Consider the following 20009-nt stretch of genomic DNA (forward strand, 5'->3'; position numbering starts at 1 on the left):
ACGTAATTATGTCTAGCACAAAAATGAAGCCTCGAGCGCGGGCTGCCTCCATGGTAGCTAGATGATTGCCCGGCGCGCCACACGATTAGCGGAGGCGTGACGCAGTAAAAGACAAAGGTTGTTGTCAGGTGGCGTTGCGTAGACGCGGCGACGCGCTATCATTAGGCCTTTCGTTAGGCAATGTGTACAAACATGACGGAAACAACGAAGACGCCTGCTGCGCGGCGCACTAACAGGAAGCGTCAACCCTCGAGCGAGGCACTTGCGCGAGCCGCTCCCGAAGGGTTGCGGGCCCAGGGCTTGCGCACGCGCAATGCCATCGTCCGCGTTGCCAGAAAGCTGCTGCTGGAAGGCGGCAGCCTGGAGTTCTCGCTGCGCGCCGTCGCCCTCGGTGCCGGCATCAGCATCAGCAACCTCCAGTATTATTTTCCGACCAGACAGGCCGTACTGCGGGCGGTCATGGCGCCGATCATCGACAGCTATCTCGAGGACCTGAACCGTGCGCTGGAAGACGGCGCCTCGCCACGCGAATCGCTCGACGCGCTGCTGGAGAAGGTGCTCAGCGATGCGAGGAATGCCAAGGACTCGGCGCTGTGGTGGCACTTCGTTTCTCTGGCGTCGACTGATCCCGAGTGTGCCCGGATGTTCGACGAGTGGTATGACAAGTTGACGCGCAGCATTGCCGAACTGGTGCGTGGCGTGAATCCGAGATTCAAGATGGCCGAAAGCCTGCACGCTGCCTCGCTGCTCATCGCCCTGGCTGACGGCCTCGCTCTGCAACTCGGCGCGGGACGGAACAAGCGCGACTACCCGCGCGGGCTCGACGCCGCATTCCGGACGACAGTCAATCGTCTCGTGCTCGGGGGGGAGTCAACTGACGTTGGCACCTAGCCGCAGGCGGGACGAAACGGCGCGCGGCGGACTCACGGAGACAGGGAATACCCTGTCTTTTTTTAGCCCTTATATTTGTCAACATGACCTATGTTAGGTAGAGTGTTCTAATTTGTGCGTGGCCGGATCTCAAGCAGGCTGGTACGCCGGCTTCCATCGCAGGAGGAGTCCCTCGAAATGAGTCGTTTGCACAAGACCGAAGCGCTGCCGGCGGTCCGCATGACCGTATTCGAGGCGCCATTGAGCGAAGAGGAAAGCGCAATCGAGCACTCTGTCCACCGCCTCGCGCGCGAAGGACAAACCAATCGTTTGCATTGAAAAGGCAGCCATGACGACATATTCCGCAGCCGCATGGGCGCAGCACCCCGGCTCCAGCGAACTACTCCACCGGATCCGCGCTTCGGTCGCGCGCATTCGCGTGGATGCCGCAAACGGCGCCGGCATCGAACGCCGCCTGTCGAGCCTTTTGAGGCACGCGCTCGCGGCGGGATCGCCTTTGGAAATTGCGTTGGTGCTGGGAAGCGCGGCCGAACTTATGTTGTTCCCGGAACCAGAAGTCCTGGAACAATGTACAGCCGCCGTTCTACAGGCCGATCAGCAAGCACTACGCGGGCTCGTCTGGGCTGTCAGGCACAGAAGCATGAGAAGGGAGATGGGCGTTCGCAGGTTCGCGCTCGACTCGCAATGAGGCACAGAAAACAGCGAAACCCTAGCGGGAATGACGGCAGCGCCGGACCTGCGCCATGCCGGCTGCGCGCCGTTCGTGGTGCTCGAAGCGCACAGTCCTCTCTTTGCCCTTCCTCAACCGTCATCAGGGCCAGTCCTGGTCGATGTGTTTTGGAAGTCGATCTTAGTCTGCGCTGCTTATGGCAACGTGTCCATGTGCGATCCGAGCCGTCATCGCCACGATCAGTTCGAATACACGGTCGAGATTCACTGGCTGTGTCTGCGAACCAAACCTGAGCGTCGATGCGCCGTCCACCAGTGCCGCGATGAGTGTCGCGCGAGCGAGGCACTCACGTGCTGTTGCCGAGGAATCGATTTCCCGTATGAGATCAGCGTAGCCTACCCGGTAGGCTGCGTAGACGCTTCTCACAATTTCTCGCGTGATATCCGAATGCTGGGCCAGTGCAAACATCTCTGCCCAGAGTCGATACACCGCAGGGTCACAGGCTTCTTCGAAGACTTCTGCAGCGATTTCAATCAGACGTTCCTGCACTGGTTTGCTGCTTGGCTTACCCATCTCCGCGTAGCGGTCCACATAAGCCTGCCCCAGCGCGCTAATTGTCGTGCGAAGCAGGTCATCATAGGTTGGAAAGTAGTTCTGAAGAGCCGATGGCAGAATTCCAAGTTCTTTCGCCACTCGCGCCAAGGTGAAGTTTGCATAGCCCTCCGTGGCCAATAGATTAGCGGCGGTAGAAATGATCTCATTGATCTTGAGTTCTCTGCGCTTCCCTTGAGCCGTCGGCCGGTAATGGACGGCGCCTTGAGCCGATTGGTGCGCCCGCAGATCCAGTTGTGCCGGTCTGCCGGCGTCAGCGCCACGAGGACGGGAACGACGACGAGGCGCTTCGCTATCCAGGATCTGCGTCGAAGCGCTCACAACCAGTTTTACGGTGCGCTTTGCCAGGCGAACGAACTCGACATAGTCTCTTCCGGGGTAATCGCCGTGGGAGGCGAACATCGTCATTCCTTCCATTTGGGCGACTATCACGGCGGCACGCAGCAGGCACGCTTCGCTGGTCAGCGCCGGGTGGAGTTCTGACAGCAACTTTGCAAAAATGCCTCGAAACTGTGCCTGCATATCGTTCAGCAATTCCGCAGCATAGGGTTCATGCGAAGAAAAAGCCTCGATCTCGACCATGAACTTCGGTAAATCGGTCTCGTTGATGTTCTGAAAGATACGATTTATCAGTGCGGTGCAACGTTGCGCGGCGCCAATTCCCGGGCGATTCGCGATCGTCGTGTAGTCCTCTATGACTTGGCTCACATATGCCAGGAGCGCTGTGCGCAACAGTTCTTCTTTGGTTCGGAAGTAGTACTGGAGATTGCCAAGCGTGATACCAACGCGATCCGCCACGCGACGTGTCGCGAACCCGGCATAGCCATCATCCTGAAATACCTGACGGGCGGCATCAATAATCTCCCGAATGCGCAGTTCCCGTTTTCGTTGCGTTGCAGATTGCATGTCGGGTTTTGCTGCCTCGAAATGGTCAGGAATTCCTTGCTTGACCGCCCTCTGTTGCACGTTGGTTCTCCTGAAGCTCACATGAAGTTGTCTGCATTATAGGTCATCCCGATGGAAGGTCGAAACGCCGTGGCAGTGTTCTTTGCTTGTGTGCATGCTTGCTGACCAAATTTTCTCGTAGCCGACTCAGCACTCCAGTGCCAGGCTCCAGCGGATCTGGAGGCGCACCTGGCCTTCGCCTGATCCTCCCGAGCCAAGGATTCCAAGGAATCTGTGACTGCCCCTGCGCCCGAAGCGCATCCGGCGGGGCAAATCACGCCCCATGGCAGGCGAGGTCGGCTGGATTCGACATCGTTTGTGCGGGGTTGCGTTGGTGTTTCCCCTAACATTAACCACCTTGATGTTAGGTCACGTCGCCGTTATTATTTGGTCATCAATACGTAATCTGTGGGTCATTGATACGTGTATGGGGCATGGTCAAGGGGCGCCGAGCGAGGGATAGGGTGAGGATTTGGTTCCCTCAACTCATGGTATTCCAGCGCATTCCAGCCAGCTGGAGGCGTGTCGCCGCCGAGTTGAATGCTGACTATGCACAAGCGTGCCCATGACCACCGAGGGAAGGCTCCCGGGCGGGAGAGGCACGCAGCCGGATCGCAAGACAGGAGATCCGACAGAATAAGAAACGCCGCCTTTCATTGTTCTCTTCATGTTTGTAATTTGTCCTATGTTTGTTTGTGCATCCTACAAAGATGAACGCATGAGAAGCGCAGAACGAATGGCCGCCCTGGAGGGCAGAGGGGGCATCGCCGCTCCTGGTCACCCACGATGAGAACAGGCGTAGACCGGGGCGACACGAAGGCAGCTCCCTGCATCGGTTCACGTTTGAATAGCCCTACCCTTAACAACTGAAGTATCAGGAGACAAACAATGGCAAAGCACCCCGTCGTCGTTTATGGCGCAAGCGGTTACACCGGCATGTTGATCATGGACTGGCTGATCGACCAGAACATCCCGTTCACCGCCGTGGCGCGCAACGCAGGCCGGACCAGGGAAATGATGGCGCAGCGCGTCGTGCGGCTTGAATCGGCCAACTACGAGATCATCGAAGCGGAACACAACGTGGATGCGCTCGTGAATGCGTTCCGAGGCGCGAAGGTCGTCTGCAACACCGTCGGGCCGTTCTTCAATTTCGGCCTGGTTGCGGTGGAAGCGGCGCTCAAGGCCGGTTGCCACTACCTCGACACTACCGGTGAGCAACATTTCATTCGCCAGGTGCGCGACCAGTTTGGCGAGCTGTACCGTCAAGCTGGCCTGCTGTTGTCGCCGTCGAACGCGTACATGTACACGTTTGCTGAGATCGCTGCGGAGCTGGCGCTCGAAACGCCGGGGGTCGATGCGATCGAGACGGCAACCTTGACCCGCGGCCCGCGCGGTGCCGGCGCCGGTGTCAGCGTCGGCTCCACGGCCACCATCTTCGAAGGCTATCGCCAGGAATCCTGCTATCTGTGGGAAAAGGCGCTGGTGCCGCATGAAAAGCAGGCCTCCTTCAACGTGGCGTCTCCCGATTTCCTGCAGCCGGTGTTCGCGCTGCCGTGGGGCGGCACGTCGCTGCCGGTGTACTTCGAGCACGATCCTCGCGTGCGCAGCTGTATCTCGTGCGTAGGTTTCTACGACAACAACGCGATGCAAATGGTGCACGGGCTCGGCCAGAAGTGGGATGCGGAGTATGCGCATCTGCCGCGTGAACAGCAGGATGCGGTGCTCAAGCAGCTCGTCGACTCTGTGACCCCGTCGATGCCGCCGCGCGAGCGCACGTCGCTGCATCGCACTGTTGACTTCGCCATCGGCCGTGGCCAGCTTGCCTCGGTGCGCGCGACGCTGCACGGCATTACGCCGTACATCGCCACCGGCGCCATTCAGGCTGCCGGCGCCATCAAGCTCATTGACGGCGATGCAGCCAAGGTCGGCTTTGCATCCGGCTCGAAAGCGTTCGGACACCGCTACCTGCTCGGCTTCCTGGAGCAACGTGGCTTGGCGCGCGCCACGATCTCGCAGCTGTAAAAGCTAATGCCGTGCGGCCTGACAAAGCATCAGGCCGCACAGGGCACACAGCGCAGCACGCCTCGGACACTGTGGGGCGGTGCTGAAAGTCACTTGAAGAAGGAGTTCGCTATGCGACTCAAGCACATTGGCATTGCCGCAGTGATCGTGGCGGGCGGGCTGGCATCAGGCGAGCCGGGGACGCAGACCAGCGGTATCGGCACGTCCGAGCTGGCCGCTCAGGATTCACGCACAGACGCCGGCACCGATGACGCTGGCTCACGCCGCTTCGACCCTTATACGCAAGGCCACCGCGCGGGGCGGTTCGACCCCTACACGGATGGCATGGGCCGCCCCGGCACTGACCTGGTATGGCTTCAAAGGAACACTTAAATGGCAATCATTGATTTCTTCGACCGTGGGTGGCGCATCAACCCCCACGGCATCGCCTATATCCAGGGCGAGCGCAGCTTCTCGTTCCAGGAGATCGGTGAGCTCTCGTGCCGCGTCGCCAATGGACTGCTGGCTGCCGGGTTGGAAAAGGAAGCGAAGGCCGCGGTTTGGGCAGACAACGACGTGGTCGGCTGGGGCTGCGCGCTAGGCATGTGGCGCGCCGGCATAGTGTACATCCCCGTCAATGGCCGCAACGCCCCGGCCGAGAACCAGTACGTGCTCAACGCCTTCGACTGCGAAGCGCTGTTCTTCACCCAGGCCTTCGCACCCATGCTCGAAGAACTTCGCTCCAGCCTGCCGATGGTCAAGCTGTGGGTGTGCATTGACGCTGAACTGTCGTGGGCGCCCTCGCTTGCCACATGGATCGCCGGCCAACCTTCGACCATGCCTTGCGTCGAGTACGACATGGATGACATCGTCACGCTGTCGGCCACCGGCGGCACGACGGGCGCGCCCAAGGGCGTCATGAACACGCATCGCGCGTTCCAAACTTACTTCGCGCAGTTCATGATCGCGTTCCCGTATGGCACGCAGCGCCCGGTCAACCTTGCCGCTGCGCCCATGACGCATACCGCGGGGATGATGTCGCTGCCGTGTACCGCGCGCGGGGGCACCGTGGTCGTGCTGCCGAAGCCCGATCCCGTGCTGTTGCTTGCCGCCATTGCCAAGCACCGCGTCACTGAATTTTTCCTACCGCCGACGGTCATCTACCGTCTGCTCGATATCCCCGGCATCGAACAGCAGGATTTCTCGTCGCTCAAGTACTTCCTTTACGGCGCCGCACCCATGTCGGTGGAAAAGCTCAAGCGCGCGATCGAGGTGTTTGGCCCGGTCATGGCGGGAGGCTATGGGCAGACCGAAGCCGCAGCATCGATCTCTAACATGACGCCGGCCGAGCATTTCGTCGACGGCAAGATTGCATCCGAGGAGCGGCTGTCTTCGGTGGGCCGTCCGAACCCGCTGATCCGCGTCGAGATCCTGAATGATCGCGGCGAGGTGCTGCCGCAAGGCGAGACCGGTGAAATCTGCGTGCGAGGTGACCTCATCATGAAGGGCTACTACAAGGCGCCCGACAAGACGGCGGAAACGATCGTCGACGGCTGGCTGCACACCGGCGACATCGGCCATCTCGATGCCGACGGCTACCTGCATATCACCGACCGCAAGAAAGACATGATCATCAGCGGCGGCTTCAATGTGTACCCGAGCGAGGTCGAGCAAGTCATCTGGGCGCACCCCGCGGTGCAGGACTGCGCGGTGATCGGGGTGCCCGATGATAAGTGGGGCGAAGCGGTGAAGGCGGTGGTGGAACTCAACGCGGGTCACACCGTGAGTGCTGAAGAACTCGTCGCGCTGTGCAAGGACAAGCTTGGCTCGGTCAAGGCGCCAAAAAGCGTGGATTTCGTGGCCGCGTTGCCGCGGAGCACGGTCGGCAAGGTGCTGAAGAAAGACCTGCGTGAGCAGTACTGGCAAGGCCAGCAACGCAAAATCTGAGACGAGCGATCAACGATGAGCAACATCTACATTGCCGGTATCGCCATGACGGTGTTCGGCCGGCACCTCGAACGCAGCATCGATGACCTCGCAGGTGAAGCGCTGCGCGGTGCGCTGCAGGACGCCGGTTGCAACGCCGATGCGATTGGCGCGGCCTACTACGCCGGCATTACCAACGGCCAGCTGCAGGGCCAACTGTCGATCCCGGGCCAGGTGGTGTTCAGCAAGATCGGGCTGGAGGGCATTCCGGTGTTCAACGTCGAGAATGCCTGTGCCTCCGGTAGCACCGCCGTGCACCTGGCCGTGCAAAGCCTGAAAGCAGGCGCGTGCGACGTGGCGCTGGCCCTCGGCGCGGAAAAGATGAACGTACCGGACAAGGCGAAATCGTTCGCGCTGTTCGAGGGCGGGTGGGACGTGTCGCGTGTTGAGGACAACTTCGCCCACCTCATGAGGCTGGGCGAAGGCGTTGAGCCGCCACCAGGCTCGGAATCTGACCGGCCTTACAGCCGCTTCATGTCGGTCTACGCCGCGATGTGCCGTTATCACATGAAGACCTACGGCACGACACAGCGTCAGATTGCCGCGGTGTCGGCAAAGAACCACGGGCACTCGGTACACAACCCGTTTTCGCAGTTCCGCAAACCGTTCACGGTCGACGAGGTGCTCGCGGCCCCGCCGATCACCTATCCGATCACGTTGCCGATGTGCGCGCCGGTCACTGACGGTGCGGCTGCCGCAATCCTTTGCACCGAAGAGGGCCTGCGCCGCATCGGTGCCGAGCGCAGCCGTTGCATCAGGGTTGCAGCAAGCGTGATCCGCAGTTTCACGCATCGGCGCATCGACGAGCCGGAGAAGAACATTGGCAGGCTGGCGGCGCTGCAGGCTTATGAGCAGGCAGGCCTAAGCCCCGAAGACATGAACGTTGCCGAAGTCCACGATGCCTCCGCCATGGGCGAGATCATCCAGGCCGAAAACCTCGGGCTGGTGCCACTGGGCCAAGGTGGCCCCGCTGCCGAGCGAGGGGACTTCACGATCGGTGGACGCATCCCCATCAATCCGTCGGGCGGCCTCGAATCGAAAGGTCACCCCCTGGGCGCAACGGGCATCGGCCAGCTCTATGAACTGGTCACGCAACTGCGTGGGGAGGCCGGTGCACGCCAGGTGCTCGGCGCGCGGCATGCGATTCAGGAGAACGGTGGCGGCTTCCAGGGCATCGAAGAAGCCGCGCTGGCGGTGCACATCTTGAGCAAGGAATGAGGGGACTTTGAAATGACCAAGCGTCTCGATGGCACGCAGGAAGGGGAGACCGGGCACACCGGCATGACCCGGCGCATGTTCGTGAAAGGTGCCGCAGCCACAGCGGTCGTGGTGCCCGCCATTGCGGCGATGCAAAGCCCAGGGGCGGAGCCGGGGGAGAACGCCAAGGAGACGGCCGACCTGGAAAAGTATCGCGCGCTGGGTGGATGGGTGGAAAAGCCCGATGACCTGCAGCCCGCGCTAGAGGGCGATGTCAGCTCGGACGTGGTAATTGTTGGCGCCGGCTTTGCGGGGCTTTCCGCTGCACTGGAGCTCGCCAGGCAGGGTGCGAAAGTGATCGTCCTTGAGCGTGAGTTTGCCGGCTTCGGCGCGAGCGGGCGCAACGCCGGCTACCTGGGCGGCGGCATCGCGCTCGAGTACGACCTGTTCCTCAAGGACGTCGGTAAGGCGCGCGCGAAGGAAATCGTTCGCTACTACGAAGATGCCGTCCCCTTCGTTGAAGGCAAGCTCAAGGAACATGGGATCGACTGCGACTACAACCCCTCCGGGCTGATTCGCGCGGGCATTCATCCGTCACAGGAAGAGAAGGTGCGTGAGGGCGTACGGGCCAGTGCGGAGTTTGGAGTCCAGTCGGTGTTCCTGGACGAAGCCCAAATGCGGGCACGGGGCATTCCCCCGGCGTTTCTTTTTGGCGAATACACGCCGCGCGGCGGCACGCTCCACCCCGGGAAGTACGTGATGGGGTTGCGGCGCGCAGCGCTGCGTGCGGGCGTCAAGATCTACGAGAACACGCCACTGCTGTCTTACATCGAAGGTCCCGTGATCCAGGTGAAGACTCCGCGTGGTAGCGCGAGCGCTCCGGTGCTGATGCTCGCAACGAATGCCTATACCCCCCAACTTGGCCTGCTTGCCGACAAGGTGGTGCCTTTGCGGGTGTCGGCCATCGAGACTGAACCGCTTTCCCCGGCGCAATTGAAATCGTTGGGCTGGGCGCGACGCGAAGGTGTCATGACTGCACATTGGGTCATGGAAAGCCATCGCGTGACGGCCCAGAACACGCTTCTGGTGACTACCAAGCGACTGCGCTATCCGTACGGCTCGAAGACGCCGAATGTGCCCGACTACGACCAGTACCGCGAGCTGAGGACCGCCATGCGCGACCGCTTCCCGACCTTGAAAGACCTCGCCGTGCGGGCGTGTTGGAGCGGCTATATCAGCTTCGCCAACGATGCGCTGCCGGTAGTCGGCACGACGGGATCGAACCAGAACATCTTTTACTCAGCTGGGTGTTCCGGGCATGGCGTGGCAGCCCAGTCCATGGTCGGTCACATGATCGCCCAGCGGATTCGCGGTACCGAGCCCCCGCTGCTGGCGGCGGTGCGTCACGAAACGCCTTCCACATTGCCCGAACCGTTCCGGTGGTGTGTGTTGAAAGGGGCGTTGGGTGGGGCTGCCGCCATGGACGACTGGGTGAACCGTAAGGTGCGCGACGCTTCAGCCTGAAGGCGAGCGCTTTAACTGCAAATATGAAAAGGAGGAGCACAACATGATTCGCCTGAAGACATCCGTGGAATTGCCGGCGGTTGGGCTGACCGGTTTCGAAACGCCGTTGACCGAAGAGGAAAGTGCGATCCAGGGCACGGTCCATCGGTTCGCGCGCGACGTGATGCGCCCGATCGGCCGGGAGTTGGACCGCATGACGCCGGAGGAAGTGATCGCTCCCGGTTCTCCGTACTGGACGGTCATGCTGGAGGCAGCCAAGCTCGGGCTCGATCCGGAGCTGATCGATCAGTTCCCTCCCGAGGTGGCCGTCCGTCTCGAATCGCTCATCGCTGAAGAACTCGGCTGGGGCGACGCGGGACTGGCCGTTTCGCTGACTGCGTCGATGATGCCGCTGATGGTGGCGCAGTCGGTCGGCAATCAGGAACTGATCGACATGTGCATGGGCAAGGTCGGCTGCTGGTCGAACACGCAACCTGATCGCGGTTCCGATGGCGCGATCCTCTACCGCGAAGAAGTCAGCGCGCACGGCAAGCAGTCGCTGGGCAACGTCACTGCGAAGGTTGGTACTGATGAGATTGTCATCAACGGCCAGTACTCGTCGTGGGTGTCCAACGGCTCGGTCGCGCAGGTATCGCTTGCCTACATGGCGGCGGATTACGGTGACGGCTTCTACGGCACCGACGAGCGCGGGGTATTCACCAACGGCATCGGGATGATCATTCCGCTGGATCTGCCTGGCATTTCGCGTGGCAAGCCGCTCGACAAGATCGGCCAGCGCGGGCTGCCGCAGGGCGAGATCTTCTTTGACAACGTGAAGGTGCCGAAGCGCTTCGCAATTGCACTGAAGGACGACTACCTCGGCAACATCGCTTCGGCGTGGTCGCACGCCGGGACGAACATGTGTCAGGTGTTCACCGGCACGGCCCGTTCTGCATTCGAGCTCGCGCTGGCCTATTGCCACGAACGCAAGCAGGGCGGCGCGCTGCTCATTGAACACCAGATGACGCAACTGCGTCTGGGCGAGATGCTGCGCCGGCTCGAGATGGCGCGCGCGATTTCGCGCCGCGCGCTGTCGTACTCGCGCTTGTCGCCGCAGACGCACCCGTACGCGTCTGCACAGGCCAAGGTCAGCGTGACGGAAGAAGCCATGAAGATCGCGCACGAGGCCTTCCAGCTTTTCGGCGGTAACGGCACCACGCGCGAGTACCCGATCGAGAAGATCTACCGCGACTGCCGCTCGGCGCTGATCGAGGACGGTGAAAACTACGTCCTCACGTCGCGCGTGGGCTTGCTGGCAAGCCACCTGTATCAGAACGGGTGGACGAAAGACTAAGCGTCGCGGGCAGGCGCAGGCAGCCGTAACCAAGATGCTACCCGGCCGCGACGAACACGTATCTGCATGAGGAAGTTGTCATGACGACATGTTCCGGCACCAAGGCAGCCTCTTGGGGGCGGCAGCCCTCCGCCACCGACATGCTCCATTTCATTCGGGCCTCGGTGCGGAGCATTCGCAGGGATGCAGCCAACGATCTGCAGGCAGACGGCGCGGCTATCGAGCGGCGCTTGTCTTGCCTGCTGCGACAGGCCCTGACCACGCGTTCGCCGTTTGAGATTGCGCTGGTGCTGGGGAGTGCGGCGGAGCTGATGCTGTTTCCGGAACAGGACGTTCTCGAGCAATGCACCGCCGCCGTTCAAACGGCCAATCAGCAAGCGTTGCGCGGGCTGGTCTGGGCGGTCAGGCACCGCAGCATCCGCGGCGGCCCGAACGTCCGCCGGTTCGCGATCGACGCGCACTGAAGCCCACCAAGAAACAACACGTTCATCGCAGTCACGGAAACACCATGTCAGAGAAATCTCCCCCAGAAAAATCAACCAACCTGCCGCGCAGGCAATGGCTCAAAGCCGCCGGCGTTGCGGCGGCGGCAGGCGGTTTGGCGCTGGGCGTGCGTCAGGCCAATGCCGGTGCCGCCAACACCGCGTCCACGGATGACGGCGTTCTCGATGTCGCCATCATCGGCGCCGGGCTGGCCGGCTTGACGGCCGCGCGCGACCTGCAATTGGCTGGTTGCAACTCGTTCGTCGTTCTGGAGGCGAGAGATCGCGTAGGGGGGCGCACGCTCAACTACAACATCGAAGGGGGCTATGTCTCCGAGGTTGGCGGCCAGTGGATCGGGCCCGGCCAGACGGCGGTGGCGGATCTTGCCCGTCAGCTGGAGGTCGGCACGTTTCCGACCTACTACGATGGCAAGACCGTCATCCTGGGTGGTGACGGCCGGATGGAAATCGATCTGAAAGGGACGTTCGGCACGGATGAGGCGGTCAGCGGAAAACTCAGCCAGCTCTCGCGCGACGTGCCGTCGGGCGCGCCTTGGAAGTCGCCGAAAGTCGGCGAGCTGGACAAGCTCTCGGTCGGGGATTGGCTGGCCAAGCAGAACATCAAGCCTGAAGACCGGTTTGGTTGGAATGCAAGCATCACCCTTTCCGGCGGCGCGATGCCGGCCAAGATGGGGTTGTTGCATTTCCTGTCGATGATCAATTCGGCGGACCGCGATTATTCGCAGCTCGACAGCATCAAGCACAGTGCGCAGGAGACCCGCTTCATCGGCGGCTCGCAAATCCTCAGCATCAAGATGGCCAAGCAACTGGGCGACAAGGTGCGCCTGTCGACGCCGGTACGCGCGATTTCCGGTTGGGACCGGGATGTTGTGACGCTGCAGACGGACCATGGCGAAGTGCGCGCCCGCAAGGTCATCATGGCCATCCACCCCGCGCTGTGCCAACAGGTGCAGTTCAACCCGCCGCTGCCGGAGAAGCGCGCTGCCTTGCAGCGTGCATGGCCTGCGCATTCGCCGGCACGCAAGACGGCCATGGTCTATCGCCGCCCGTTCTGGCGTGACAAGGGCTTGAATGGACACATCATCCAGGCCAGCGGGCCTGTGATCTGGGCCTTCGACAACTCGCCTCCAGGGGGAGAGATCGGGGTTATCAACGCCTTCGTCGTCAATGCACAACTGCCGTCGGAGCAGGACGCGGCGAAATCGATCCTGACCGAACTCTACGCCCGGGCATGGGGGCATGAAGCCCTGTCGCCGGTGGCCTATCACGATCAGGACTGGAGCCGAGGTGATCCGTGGACGATCACGTGCGTCTCCGCCATTCCCCCCGGCTTCTGGAGCGCTCACGGCGAAGCACTGCGCCCGCCGTGCGGCAACCTGATCTGGTCAGGCACCGAGACTGCAGAAATCTGGGCCGGCTACATGGATGGTGCGGTGCGTTCCGGCCATCAGGCCTCTCTCCAAGTGCTCAATGCACTACGTCGAGCATAAGGGAGCAGACATGAAAAAACGCATTGTGATTGGCGTTGCGGCCTTCGCGGCCATCGCGGCTGCTGTGGCGCTCGTCTTCTTTGGCCCGGACGTGCTCGATCTCTACCGGCTGGACCACTTTATCGACGCGTCAGCAAAGGCGTACGAGGCGGATGGAGGCCGCTGGCCACACGTCAACGACACGTGTTTCGCGTGCCACGGCGTCAAAGGCAATTCGCTTCATCAAGGCTATCCGAGCCTGGCAGGGCAGCCCGCCGCTTATCTGGAGGCGCAGCTCCACAACTTTGCGAGCGGTGCGCGCCTCAATCCGAACATGGGGCCGTTGGCGATGACGATGGACAACGCACAGATCAAGGATATGGCGGACTACTTTTCCAAGGTGCCGCCTGCGGCCAACCACTACTTCAAACCGGATCCGCAACTACGCGTGAAAGGGCTGCAGTTGGTGGAAGCGGGGAACTGCGCCGCATGCCACGGTGCTCAGCTGATGGGGCATGACCAGTTTCCGCGTCTTGCAGGCCAAGGCTATGACTACATCCTGGCGCAGTTCGACGCGTTTGCTTCCGGCACGCGCAGCGAACCCACCGGCATGATGAAGCGCATTGCTGAAAGCGCCTCTCCGGAAGACCGCAAGGCGATTGCCAACTACCTTGCCAGTCTTGAACCGAAACAACATTGACGCATCCGGCGCAATCGATCATCGATATTGGAGTTGAATCATGGATCTCAGGTCTCTCATTCTTGTGCTGTCCAGCGCCGTGCTGGCGTTGAGTTCGTTTGTCTTCGGATGGAAGTTCGTCAAGAAGCGCAACTATCTTCTCGGCATCGAGATGTGGGTCGTCGGAACCTCTGCGACGAACGCCATCTTTTTCTTTGCGACTGGGAACGAGATTTCCTATGCAATCGCCCATTTCTTCGATTCGTTTTCCCGCGGTTTCGGCATGCCGGTCATCGCGGTGGCCGGCATGATGGCCATCACGCATGGGTATAAGCCATCGATTCGCCAGGACGTGATGGCGTTCGTGCTTTCGAGCGCGGCCACATTCGTTCTGATTGGGGCTCACTTCATCCAGGGGGTGTTGCCTTACTACTACGTGGTGATGTGGACGCTGCTGTCGATCTATCTCGCTTATGTCATCAAGCGGCTGCTTGGCATTGGGGCGGTGCTCCAAGCGGTGGTGTTGTTGCTGGCGTTGGTGACTTCCCAGGCGATCGCATGCATCTACGATTTTTATAAGATCCCCGGCGAAGAGACGAACGTCTTCTTCAATTTCTTCACGCTGGCACTGTGTTCCTGGGCGTATTTTTCGCCGGCCGTCTATTACGCCTATTGCGCCCTGGAGCGCGCACGGGGCGAGGACCTCGCTTTGAACAGGGTTGCTCGTTACAGCCACTGACATCAGAGCATGTTTTGCACTGGCTCGGGGCCAGTTCCAGTTGTGCGGCCTGGCGACGCAGCAGTCGACGTCACGCTGGTGCGCGCTTGCCGCGCCTGGTCTCTACCGTCGAAGTCATACCTGCGGCAGGCGGCATGAAAGGCATGGCGTTGCCATGCCATCACCCCGCGGCGGGTAAGCGCGCGGAGCCGGGAGCGATCTCGGTGCAGATCTCGGGCGGTGTCCCTGGACATCACGCCGGTCTGAAACATGCGCGCAACGGTGATCTTCTGTGCACCGCCACCTACTCAGACACGGCGAATCGGGACGCGACTCGTGTCGTTGTCCCAATTCAGTATCCCCGCCAAGGGCCGTTGATCGCCCATGACGGATCCCCTTGCGCCCAGCATTCCATTTACTGGGGGTTCCCGCGTTTGACGACGCGGGATTCACTCGATTCGACATCGTCTGCACCATGGCTGAGTTGGTATTTCCCCTACCCATCAGCGCCTTGATATTAGGTCGATCCACCGCTAAGCTTAGGTCAGCAAAACGTAATATATAGGTCGACTGTACATATGGATGGAAAGGCCTGTGTGCGGAAGGGTGAAGCGATGGGATGGTTGTGGCCGCTCGGTGCTGGTTTGTATGCCGCGTGGTTTGGGAGACGGCAGGCAGTCTGCCTGCTCCGCTTGCGAAAGACGCGACCGTAAGCATTTGCAATCAGGTTGCCATTTAAACGGATTAGGAGATCACCGATGGACGAATTCAAGCGCAGAGCTTTCGCAGAAGATGGCGCTGTTGTCATTGAGGGCTGTCTCGACGAAGACGCGCTCGCACAGTGCAGGGAAGTCTTTGACTGGGGAATCGCGAACCCCGGCCCCATGGTGACGACTATGTTTGACGGAACCGAATGTAGAGCGCACGTCGACAATGCCAATCCCAATGCGAAGCATCGACTGGATGATCTCGTCGCCAAGCTGCCGTTTGGCAAGCTGCTCGCGGAACTATGGGGTTCCAAACACGTGTGGTACTTCGCCGAGGAGCTCTTCCTCAAGGCTGGCGGCAAAGCTGCGCGCTCCTCCTGGCATCAGGACACTTCGTACTTGCCGTGGGCGGGCAAGCATTGGGCCAATGCCTGGATTAGCTTTGAAGCCGTGCCGAAACGCAACGCTCTGGAGGTCGTTCGCGGATCGCACCGCGGTACGCGTCATGACGGCACCACGTTCCTGGATCCCAACGACCCGACCGACCCGCTGCACGGCGGCGATGTGTGGCCGCGCATGCCCGACATCGAGGCTGAGCGCCGCGCCAACCCGGATGCCTACGACATCATCTCGTGGGCCACGTATCCGGGCGATGTGCTGCTGCTGCATCCGGCCTCGTTGCATGGCGGCGGGGCGACAGACGCCGATTTTCCCGATCGTCACACGCTTGTGCTGCGCTTCTTTGGCGACGACGCGACCTTCAGCCCGCTGCCTGAGAACAGCCGCTCTGGCTACAGCACAGCGGGCGTTCTGTTCGCCGACGAGCTCTCGCATCTGAAGGCGGGTGATCCGTTCCGGGCTCCGTGTTTCCGTCAACTCATCTAAGCAAAAAGGTGCAATCCATGGCAACGAACAACAAGCGGCAATCGATCGTCCCCGCCCCATTCCGGTCGTTCTACGACGCCTACCACTTCTCGCCGGCAACGCGCGTGGGCGACATGATATGGGTGTCCGGCCAGGTCGGAATCGATGCTGAGGGCAAGCCTGGCGAGGGGATGCAGGCGCAAGCGCAGATAGCGTTCGAGTGTTTGAAACTCGTTCTGGAAGAGGCGGGCGCCAGCTTGGCCGACGTCGTTGAACTGACGACCTTTCATCTGGATCTTCGCGGTGAGCTCACGGAGTTCACGGCGGTCAAGGACGCGTACTTCCCGAACCGCTATCCGTCGTGGACGGCCGTGGGCGTCACGCAGCTGGCGCTTCCAGAGCTGCGCGTGGAGATCCGGGCGGTGGCAGTAGCGGGGTCCGGCAACGAGTGACCACTTGACCAGTAGCACGGCAGAGGACTTCGCCGCAGTCTGCCAATGTACGTAGTACTTATCGAAAGCAACATGCTTTTACCTCCGCCTTATGCGATCAATCTTCGGTGAGCGATCGAAGGCGGAATCGGAAGGAGAACCATGATGAAAAAGTACGGAGTTGGAGCCGCATCCATGATCGCGGCCGCCGCCTGTCTTGTGATTGGTACTACCGCCTTGGCGGAAGACCTCACGCCGGAAGGCGGTGACCGTGCCCCCGGCAAGGACGGCGCCGTACCGGCCTATACAGGCAAGCAGTCACCCGATGCAGGCTGGGAATGGGGCAAAGTTCGCGCTGATTTTTGGAAGCACAAGAACGAGAAGCCCCTCTATTCGATCGATGCATCGAATGTCGACAAGTACGCTGCACAACTGACACCGGGCCAGATCGCGCTAGTCAAACAGAAGAAGGGCTACCGGATGGACGTGTATCCATCGCATCGTGAATGTCAGGTGCCGGACTTCGTCGCGCAGAACTCCAAGGCGAACCTCACGGCGGCCAAGCTCGACTCGACTGGCGAGCAGTTGCAGACCGCGATCTTTCCAGGCGTTGCCTTCCCGCAGCCGAAGAACGGCGTCGAAGCGATCCTGAACTACGAAACCCGATACCGGGGCGAAGGCATTGAATGGCCAACGGATCAAACGACCGTCTCGTCTCGCCCGGGTGGCGGCGAATCGATCGATGTGGTCGGCCCGCAGGTGTACTACTTCCCAACGGGCAAGGTTGGCAAGACCACCCCGCAGGACGTCGACCAGCTCAGTAACGCGCTCTTCTTCAAGATGAACTCGCCCGCGGCGCTGGCGGGCCAGGCCTTTGTGCAGCGGCAGTACTTCAACAAGCCGTCGGAGACGTTCTACTACTTCCCCGGGCAGCGCCGCGTGCGTCGCATGCCGGCCTACACGCACGACGCGCCGTTGATCGGCTTCGAGAACCAGTACCTGGTCGATGAATTCAACATGTTCAACGGTGCGCTCGACCGATTCAACTGGAAGCTCGTCGGCAAGAAGGAAATGATCGTGCCGTACAACGTGTTCGGCATGTACAAGTTCAAGGACAAGCTGCACGACGTTGCCAAGCCCGATGGAATCGCTGCCGAAAGCCGCCGCTATGAGATGCACCGGGTCTGGGTGGTCGAGGCGACGCTAAAGTCCACTGCCCGCCACGCTGCATCCAAGAAGGTTCTCTATCTGGATGAGGACAGCTGGCTGGCTGTCGCGGGCGAAGACTACGACGCGCAGGGCCAGTTGTGGAAGGTGCGAGAAAGCTACTCGATTCCGGTCTGGGATCTGGGCGGTACGTGTGACAACCAAGTCTGGGCACAGTACGACCTGACCAACGGACGTTATCTGCTCGATTCATCAACCTTCGGTCAAGGCAAAGACATCCGCTGGCATCAGCAGGCCAATGATCCGCGCTTCAAGGCTGACTACTTCACCGCGGAAACATTGAGGGCGGTCAGCGAGCGTTGAAGATCGCCGCATAGGTGGGCCGATGCGCGTAGGAGGCGCGCGTCGGCGTCAAACAGGTTGGGGGAGAGATGAGAACCATAAAGAATTGCCGGCAGGCGACGATTTCCCTCGTCGTTCTGGGCACAGTGGCGCCGAGCGCGCACGCCTTCGATTTCACGGCAGGACCTGACGATGCCATCAAGGGATCGCTCGTGACCAATATCACGGCTGGCGCGGCGAGCCGGACCAAGAACCCGAGCTGCTCGCTCACCGGAGACCCGAACGCGAACGGCTGCGGCACCGCTGCGAACGTCGATCAGTGGGGCGCCGGCGACAACGGTGACCTGAACTACAAGAAGGGGAAGCCATACAGCACCTACCTGAGCGCGACCAGCGAGCTGCTGTTGACGATGCCCGGCGAAGGGCTGAAGTTTATGGCGCGCGGCACGGGCATGTACGACTTCATGGCCAAGAACACGGAGCGCACGGAGCTGGCAAGCGACGCACGGGCACAGGTCGTCTACGACGCGTATTTGCTGGATCTGTGGGCCCAGAAGGACTTCACCATTGGCGATCGAAACGCGCACGTCCGCCTCGGCAACCAGGTGATCAACTGGGGCGAGAGCATGTTCGCCACTGGCGGCATCAATGCCACCAACTCGCTCGATATGCAAAAGCTCTTGGTTCCAGGCTCGCAGCTCAAGCAGGCAGTGCTGCCGGCGCCGATGTTGAGCTTTGCCAGCGAACTGTCCCACGGTGTAAGCACCGAGGCCTACTATCAGTTCATCTGGAAAGGCAATCGCATCCCGCCGGTCGGCTCGTACTGGTCCGTGTCAAACGTCGTTGGCCGCGGTGCCGAACCGTTCACGGTCAATCCGAACAACTTCAATGCGAACGGCCCCAGCGCCGGTACCATCGCGGGCATGACGGGACAGAACGCCCATGATCCGGCCACGATCGCCGCAATCAACAATGGACTCGTCAACGGCGAGTTTGCCAATTCGTTCGGTCTTCCCGTCTCCAGCATACTGCCGTCGAAGTACAAGCCGCAGTTCGGCGTAAAGTTCAACTACGCGCCGCGTAGCATCGATGCGAACTTCGCGTTCTACTACGAAAACTATACCGACAAGTCGCCGGTGCTGACTTCCTTCGCGAACAATACGCTGCAGTGGTCGAACCTCGAGAACCGTCAGCTCTTTGGCGTCAGTGCTAACTTCCCGCTTGGCCCTTGGGCTATCGGCACCGAGCTGTCGTATCGCCCGCGAGACGCCGTGGCGCTGTCAAGCTGCTACGGCGCCGGGGGGCCGCCCGATCTGAACGTGAACCCGGGAGGGGTCGACTGCCAGCAGTGGGCCGACAAGAAGAAATTCCAGTTCGGTATCAATGGCCTGCTGGCGCTTACGCGCAGCGAGTACCCGTTCCTCAAATGGATCGGCGCGGATTCGGGAACCTTGACGGCAGAGCTGACGTGGATCTACTACCCGGGCCTGAGCCAGAGCGGCGTCACGCGGACCGTCAATGGGCAGCAGGTCACGCAGTTGCCCCAGGCGGGATATCTGACCTGGCTGAACAACAACTCTGGAACGGGCTATCCGATCGGGATGGGTCAGGGTACGTCGAGTTCGGTGGGCACGACGATCGATTTCAACTGGACCTATGACGGTACGCTGATCCCCGGCTGGCAGGTCACGCCCGGGGTGACGTTCTCGGCCGGACTCTATGGCTACACGCCGACATTCTCGGCTAACTACCTGCAGGGTCTGAAGTCGGCAAACCTCTACATCCTGTTCAATCAGAACCCGACCAAATGGCAGGCGGGCGTCAACTACACCATGTTCTGGGGCGGACACAACACGGTGGGCAATCCTTACTCGGATCGAAACTTCGTCGGCTTGTTCGTGACCCGGAATTTCTGACGCGGTCGCCCGCCCGAGGTGGCGCACACGGTGCGCCGTCGGGATACTTGAAGG

At 61.0% G+C, this 20009-nt stretch carries 18 protein-coding genes; 17 read left to right on the forward strand and 1 reads right to left on the reverse strand.

Annotated features, from left to right (window positions below; translation table 11 throughout):
- Nucleotides 1-192 precede the first annotated feature (192 nt).
- The 3 genes from DN412_RS21690 (at nucleotide 193) to DN412_RS21700 (ending at nucleotide 1579) form a co-directional block, all read left to right on the forward strand.
- Nucleotides 193-891: a TetR/AcrR family transcriptional regulator gene (locus DN412_RS21690; RefSeq protein ID WP_115213464.1), complete on the forward strand. Its 699-nt coding sequence runs from the start codon at nucleotides 193-195 to the stop codon at nucleotides 889-891.
- A gap of 177 nt (nucleotides 892-1068) precedes the next feature.
- Nucleotides 1069-1209: a hypothetical protein gene (locus tag DN412_RS43465; protein ID WP_161564024.1), complete on the forward strand. Its 141-nt coding sequence runs from the start codon at nucleotides 1069-1071 to the stop codon at nucleotides 1207-1209.
- A 10-nt stretch (nucleotides 1210-1219) separates the two neighbouring features.
- Entirely contained in the window at nucleotides 1220-1579 is a 360-nt protein-coding gene (locus tag DN412_RS21700; protein ID WP_115213465.1) for a hypothetical protein, read from the forward strand.
- Between the two features lie 162 nt (nucleotides 1580-1741).
- Here DN412_RS21700 and DN412_RS21705 read toward each other — a convergent pair whose 3' ends face one another.
- Nucleotides 1742-3139, reverse strand: coding sequence for a TetR/AcrR family transcriptional regulator (locus DN412_RS21705; protein WP_115213466.1), 1398 nt, complete (start codon nucleotides 3137-3139; stop codon nucleotides 1742-1744).
- An 867-nt stretch (nucleotides 3140-4006) separates the two neighbouring features.
- On the opposite strand from DN412_RS21705, the gene DN412_RS21710 reads away from it, so the two are divergent.
- From DN412_RS21710 to DN412_RS21775, 14 genes are all read left to right on the forward strand, one after another.
- Nucleotides 4007-5140 (forward strand): saccharopine dehydrogenase family protein, encoded by a 1134-nt coding sequence (locus tag DN412_RS21710; protein WP_114134845.1) that lies wholly within the window; start codon nucleotides 4007-4009, stop codon nucleotides 5138-5140.
- A 111-nt stretch (nucleotides 5141-5251) separates the two neighbouring features.
- Nucleotides 5252-5512: a hypothetical protein gene (locus DN412_RS21715; protein WP_115213467.1), complete on the forward strand. Its 261-nt coding sequence runs from the start codon at nucleotides 5252-5254 to the stop codon at nucleotides 5510-5512.
- Nucleotides 5513-7066: a class I adenylate-forming enzyme family protein gene (locus DN412_RS21720; protein WP_114134847.1), complete on the forward strand. Its 1554-nt coding sequence runs from the start codon at nucleotides 5513-5515 to the stop codon at nucleotides 7064-7066.
- 15 nt (nucleotides 7067-7081) lie between these two features.
- Entirely contained in the window at nucleotides 7082-8323 is a 1242-nt protein-coding gene (locus DN412_RS21725) for a thiolase family protein (protein ID WP_115213468.1), read from the forward strand.
- A 12-nt stretch (nucleotides 8324-8335) separates the two neighbouring features.
- Nucleotides 8336-9826: an FAD-dependent oxidoreductase gene (locus tag DN412_RS21730; protein WP_414437064.1), complete on the forward strand. Its 1491-nt coding sequence runs from the start codon at nucleotides 8336-8338 to the stop codon at nucleotides 9824-9826.
- A 43-nt stretch (nucleotides 9827-9869) separates the two neighbouring features.
- Nucleotides 9870-11159, forward strand: a complete 1290-nt coding sequence (locus tag DN412_RS21735) for an acyl-CoA dehydrogenase family protein (RefSeq protein ID WP_114134849.1) — start codon at nucleotides 9870-9872, stop codon at nucleotides 11157-11159.
- A gap of 80 nt (nucleotides 11160-11239) precedes the next feature.
- The gene (locus DN412_RS21740) at nucleotides 11240-11623 is read left to right on the forward strand and encodes a hypothetical protein (protein WP_115213469.1); all 384 of its coding nucleotides are present in this window, start codon (nucleotides 11240-11242) and stop codon (nucleotides 11621-11623) included.
- A 44-nt stretch (nucleotides 11624-11667) separates the two neighbouring features.
- Nucleotides 11668-13152: a flavin monoamine oxidase family protein gene (locus DN412_RS21745; RefSeq protein ID WP_114134851.1), complete on the forward strand. Its 1485-nt coding sequence runs from the start codon at nucleotides 11668-11670 to the stop codon at nucleotides 13150-13152.
- A 10-nt stretch (nucleotides 13153-13162) separates the two neighbouring features.
- Complete coding sequence (locus DN412_RS21750; protein ID WP_114134852.1) at nucleotides 13163-13831, forward strand: c-type cytochrome; 669 nt, start codon at nucleotides 13163-13165, stop codon at nucleotides 13829-13831.
- Between the two features lie 40 nt (nucleotides 13832-13871).
- Complete coding sequence (locus tag DN412_RS21755; protein WP_115213470.1) at nucleotides 13872-14549, forward strand: hypothetical protein; 678 nt, start codon at nucleotides 13872-13874, stop codon at nucleotides 14547-14549.
- Between the two features lie 737 nt (nucleotides 14550-15286).
- Nucleotides 15287-16120, forward strand: a complete 834-nt coding sequence (locus DN412_RS21760; RefSeq protein ID WP_115213471.1) for a phytanoyl-CoA dioxygenase family protein — start codon at nucleotides 15287-15289, stop codon at nucleotides 16118-16120.
- Nucleotides 16121-16137: 17 nt separating this feature from the next.
- Nucleotides 16138-16551, forward strand: coding sequence for a RidA family protein (locus DN412_RS21765; protein WP_114134855.1), 414 nt, complete (start codon nucleotides 16138-16140; stop codon nucleotides 16549-16551).
- Between the two features lie 141 nt (nucleotides 16552-16692).
- On the forward strand, nucleotides 16693-18060 hold the full coding sequence (locus tag DN412_RS21770; protein WP_114134856.1) for a DUF1329 domain-containing protein: 1368 nt from the start codon (nucleotides 16693-16695) through the stop codon (nucleotides 18058-18060).
- A 68-nt stretch (nucleotides 18061-18128) separates the two neighbouring features.
- A complete protein-coding gene (locus DN412_RS21775) occupies nucleotides 18129-19955 on the forward strand; it encodes a DUF1302 domain-containing protein (protein ID WP_115213472.1) in 1827 nt (608 codons plus the stop codon).
- Nucleotides 19956-20009 lie beyond the last annotated feature (54 nt).

Origin of the sequence: Cupriavidus lacunae (assembly GCF_003353055.1) — a bacterium.
GTDB lineage: Bacteria > Pseudomonadota > Gammaproteobacteria > Burkholderiales > Burkholderiaceae > Cupriavidus > Cupriavidus lacunae.

What these genes read in the sequence shown, in the direction of transcription:
- DN412_RS21690 (WP_115213464.1), top strand. Translation starts at nt 193, where the DNA reads ATGACGGAAACAACGAAGACGCCTGCTGCGCGGCGCACTAACAGGAAG.
- DN412_RS43465 (WP_161564024.1), top strand. Translation starts at nt 1,069, where the DNA reads ATGAGTCGTTTGCACAAGACCGAAGCGCTGCCGGCGGTCCGCATGACC.
- DN412_RS21700 (WP_115213465.1), top strand. Translation starts at nt 1,220, where the DNA reads ATGACGACATATTCCGCAGCCGCATGGGCGCAGCACCCCGGCTCCAGC.
- DN412_RS21710 (WP_114134845.1), top strand. Translation starts at nt 4,007, where the DNA reads ATGGCAAAGCACCCCGTCGTCGTTTATGGCGCAAGCGGTTACACCGGC.
- DN412_RS21715 (WP_115213467.1), top strand. Translation starts at nt 5,252, where the DNA reads ATGCGACTCAAGCACATTGGCATTGCCGCAGTGATCGTGGCGGGCGGG.
- DN412_RS21720 (WP_114134847.1), top strand. Translation starts at nt 5,513, where the DNA reads ATGGCAATCATTGATTTCTTCGACCGTGGGTGGCGCATCAACCCCCAC.
- DN412_RS21725 (WP_115213468.1), top strand. Translation starts at nt 7,082, where the DNA reads ATGAGCAACATCTACATTGCCGGTATCGCCATGACGGTGTTCGGCCGG.
- DN412_RS21730 (WP_414437064.1), top strand. Translation starts at nt 8,336, where the DNA reads ATGACCAAGCGTCTCGATGGCACGCAGGAAGGGGAGACCGGGCACACC.
- DN412_RS21735 (WP_114134849.1), top strand. Translation starts at nt 9,870, where the DNA reads ATGATTCGCCTGAAGACATCCGTGGAATTGCCGGCGGTTGGGCTGACC.
- DN412_RS21740 (WP_115213469.1), top strand. Translation starts at nt 11,240, where the DNA reads ATGACGACATGTTCCGGCACCAAGGCAGCCTCTTGGGGGCGGCAGCCC.
- DN412_RS21745 (WP_114134851.1), top strand. Translation starts at nt 11,668, where the DNA reads ATGTCAGAGAAATCTCCCCCAGAAAAATCAACCAACCTGCCGCGCAGG.
- DN412_RS21750 (WP_114134852.1), top strand. Translation starts at nt 13,163, where the DNA reads ATGAAAAAACGCATTGTGATTGGCGTTGCGGCCTTCGCGGCCATCGCG.
- DN412_RS21755 (WP_115213470.1), top strand. Translation starts at nt 13,872, where the DNA reads ATGGATCTCAGGTCTCTCATTCTTGTGCTGTCCAGCGCCGTGCTGGCG.
- DN412_RS21760 (WP_115213471.1), top strand. Translation starts at nt 15,287, where the DNA reads ATGGACGAATTCAAGCGCAGAGCTTTCGCAGAAGATGGCGCTGTTGTC.
- DN412_RS21765 (WP_114134855.1), top strand. Translation starts at nt 16,138, where the DNA reads ATGGCAACGAACAACAAGCGGCAATCGATCGTCCCCGCCCCATTCCGG.
- DN412_RS21770 (WP_114134856.1), top strand. Translation starts at nt 16,693, where the DNA reads ATGATGAAAAAGTACGGAGTTGGAGCCGCATCCATGATCGCGGCCGCC.
- DN412_RS21775 (WP_115213472.1), top strand. Translation starts at nt 18,129, where the DNA reads ATGAGAACCATAAAGAATTGCCGGCAGGCGACGATTTCCCTCGTCGTT.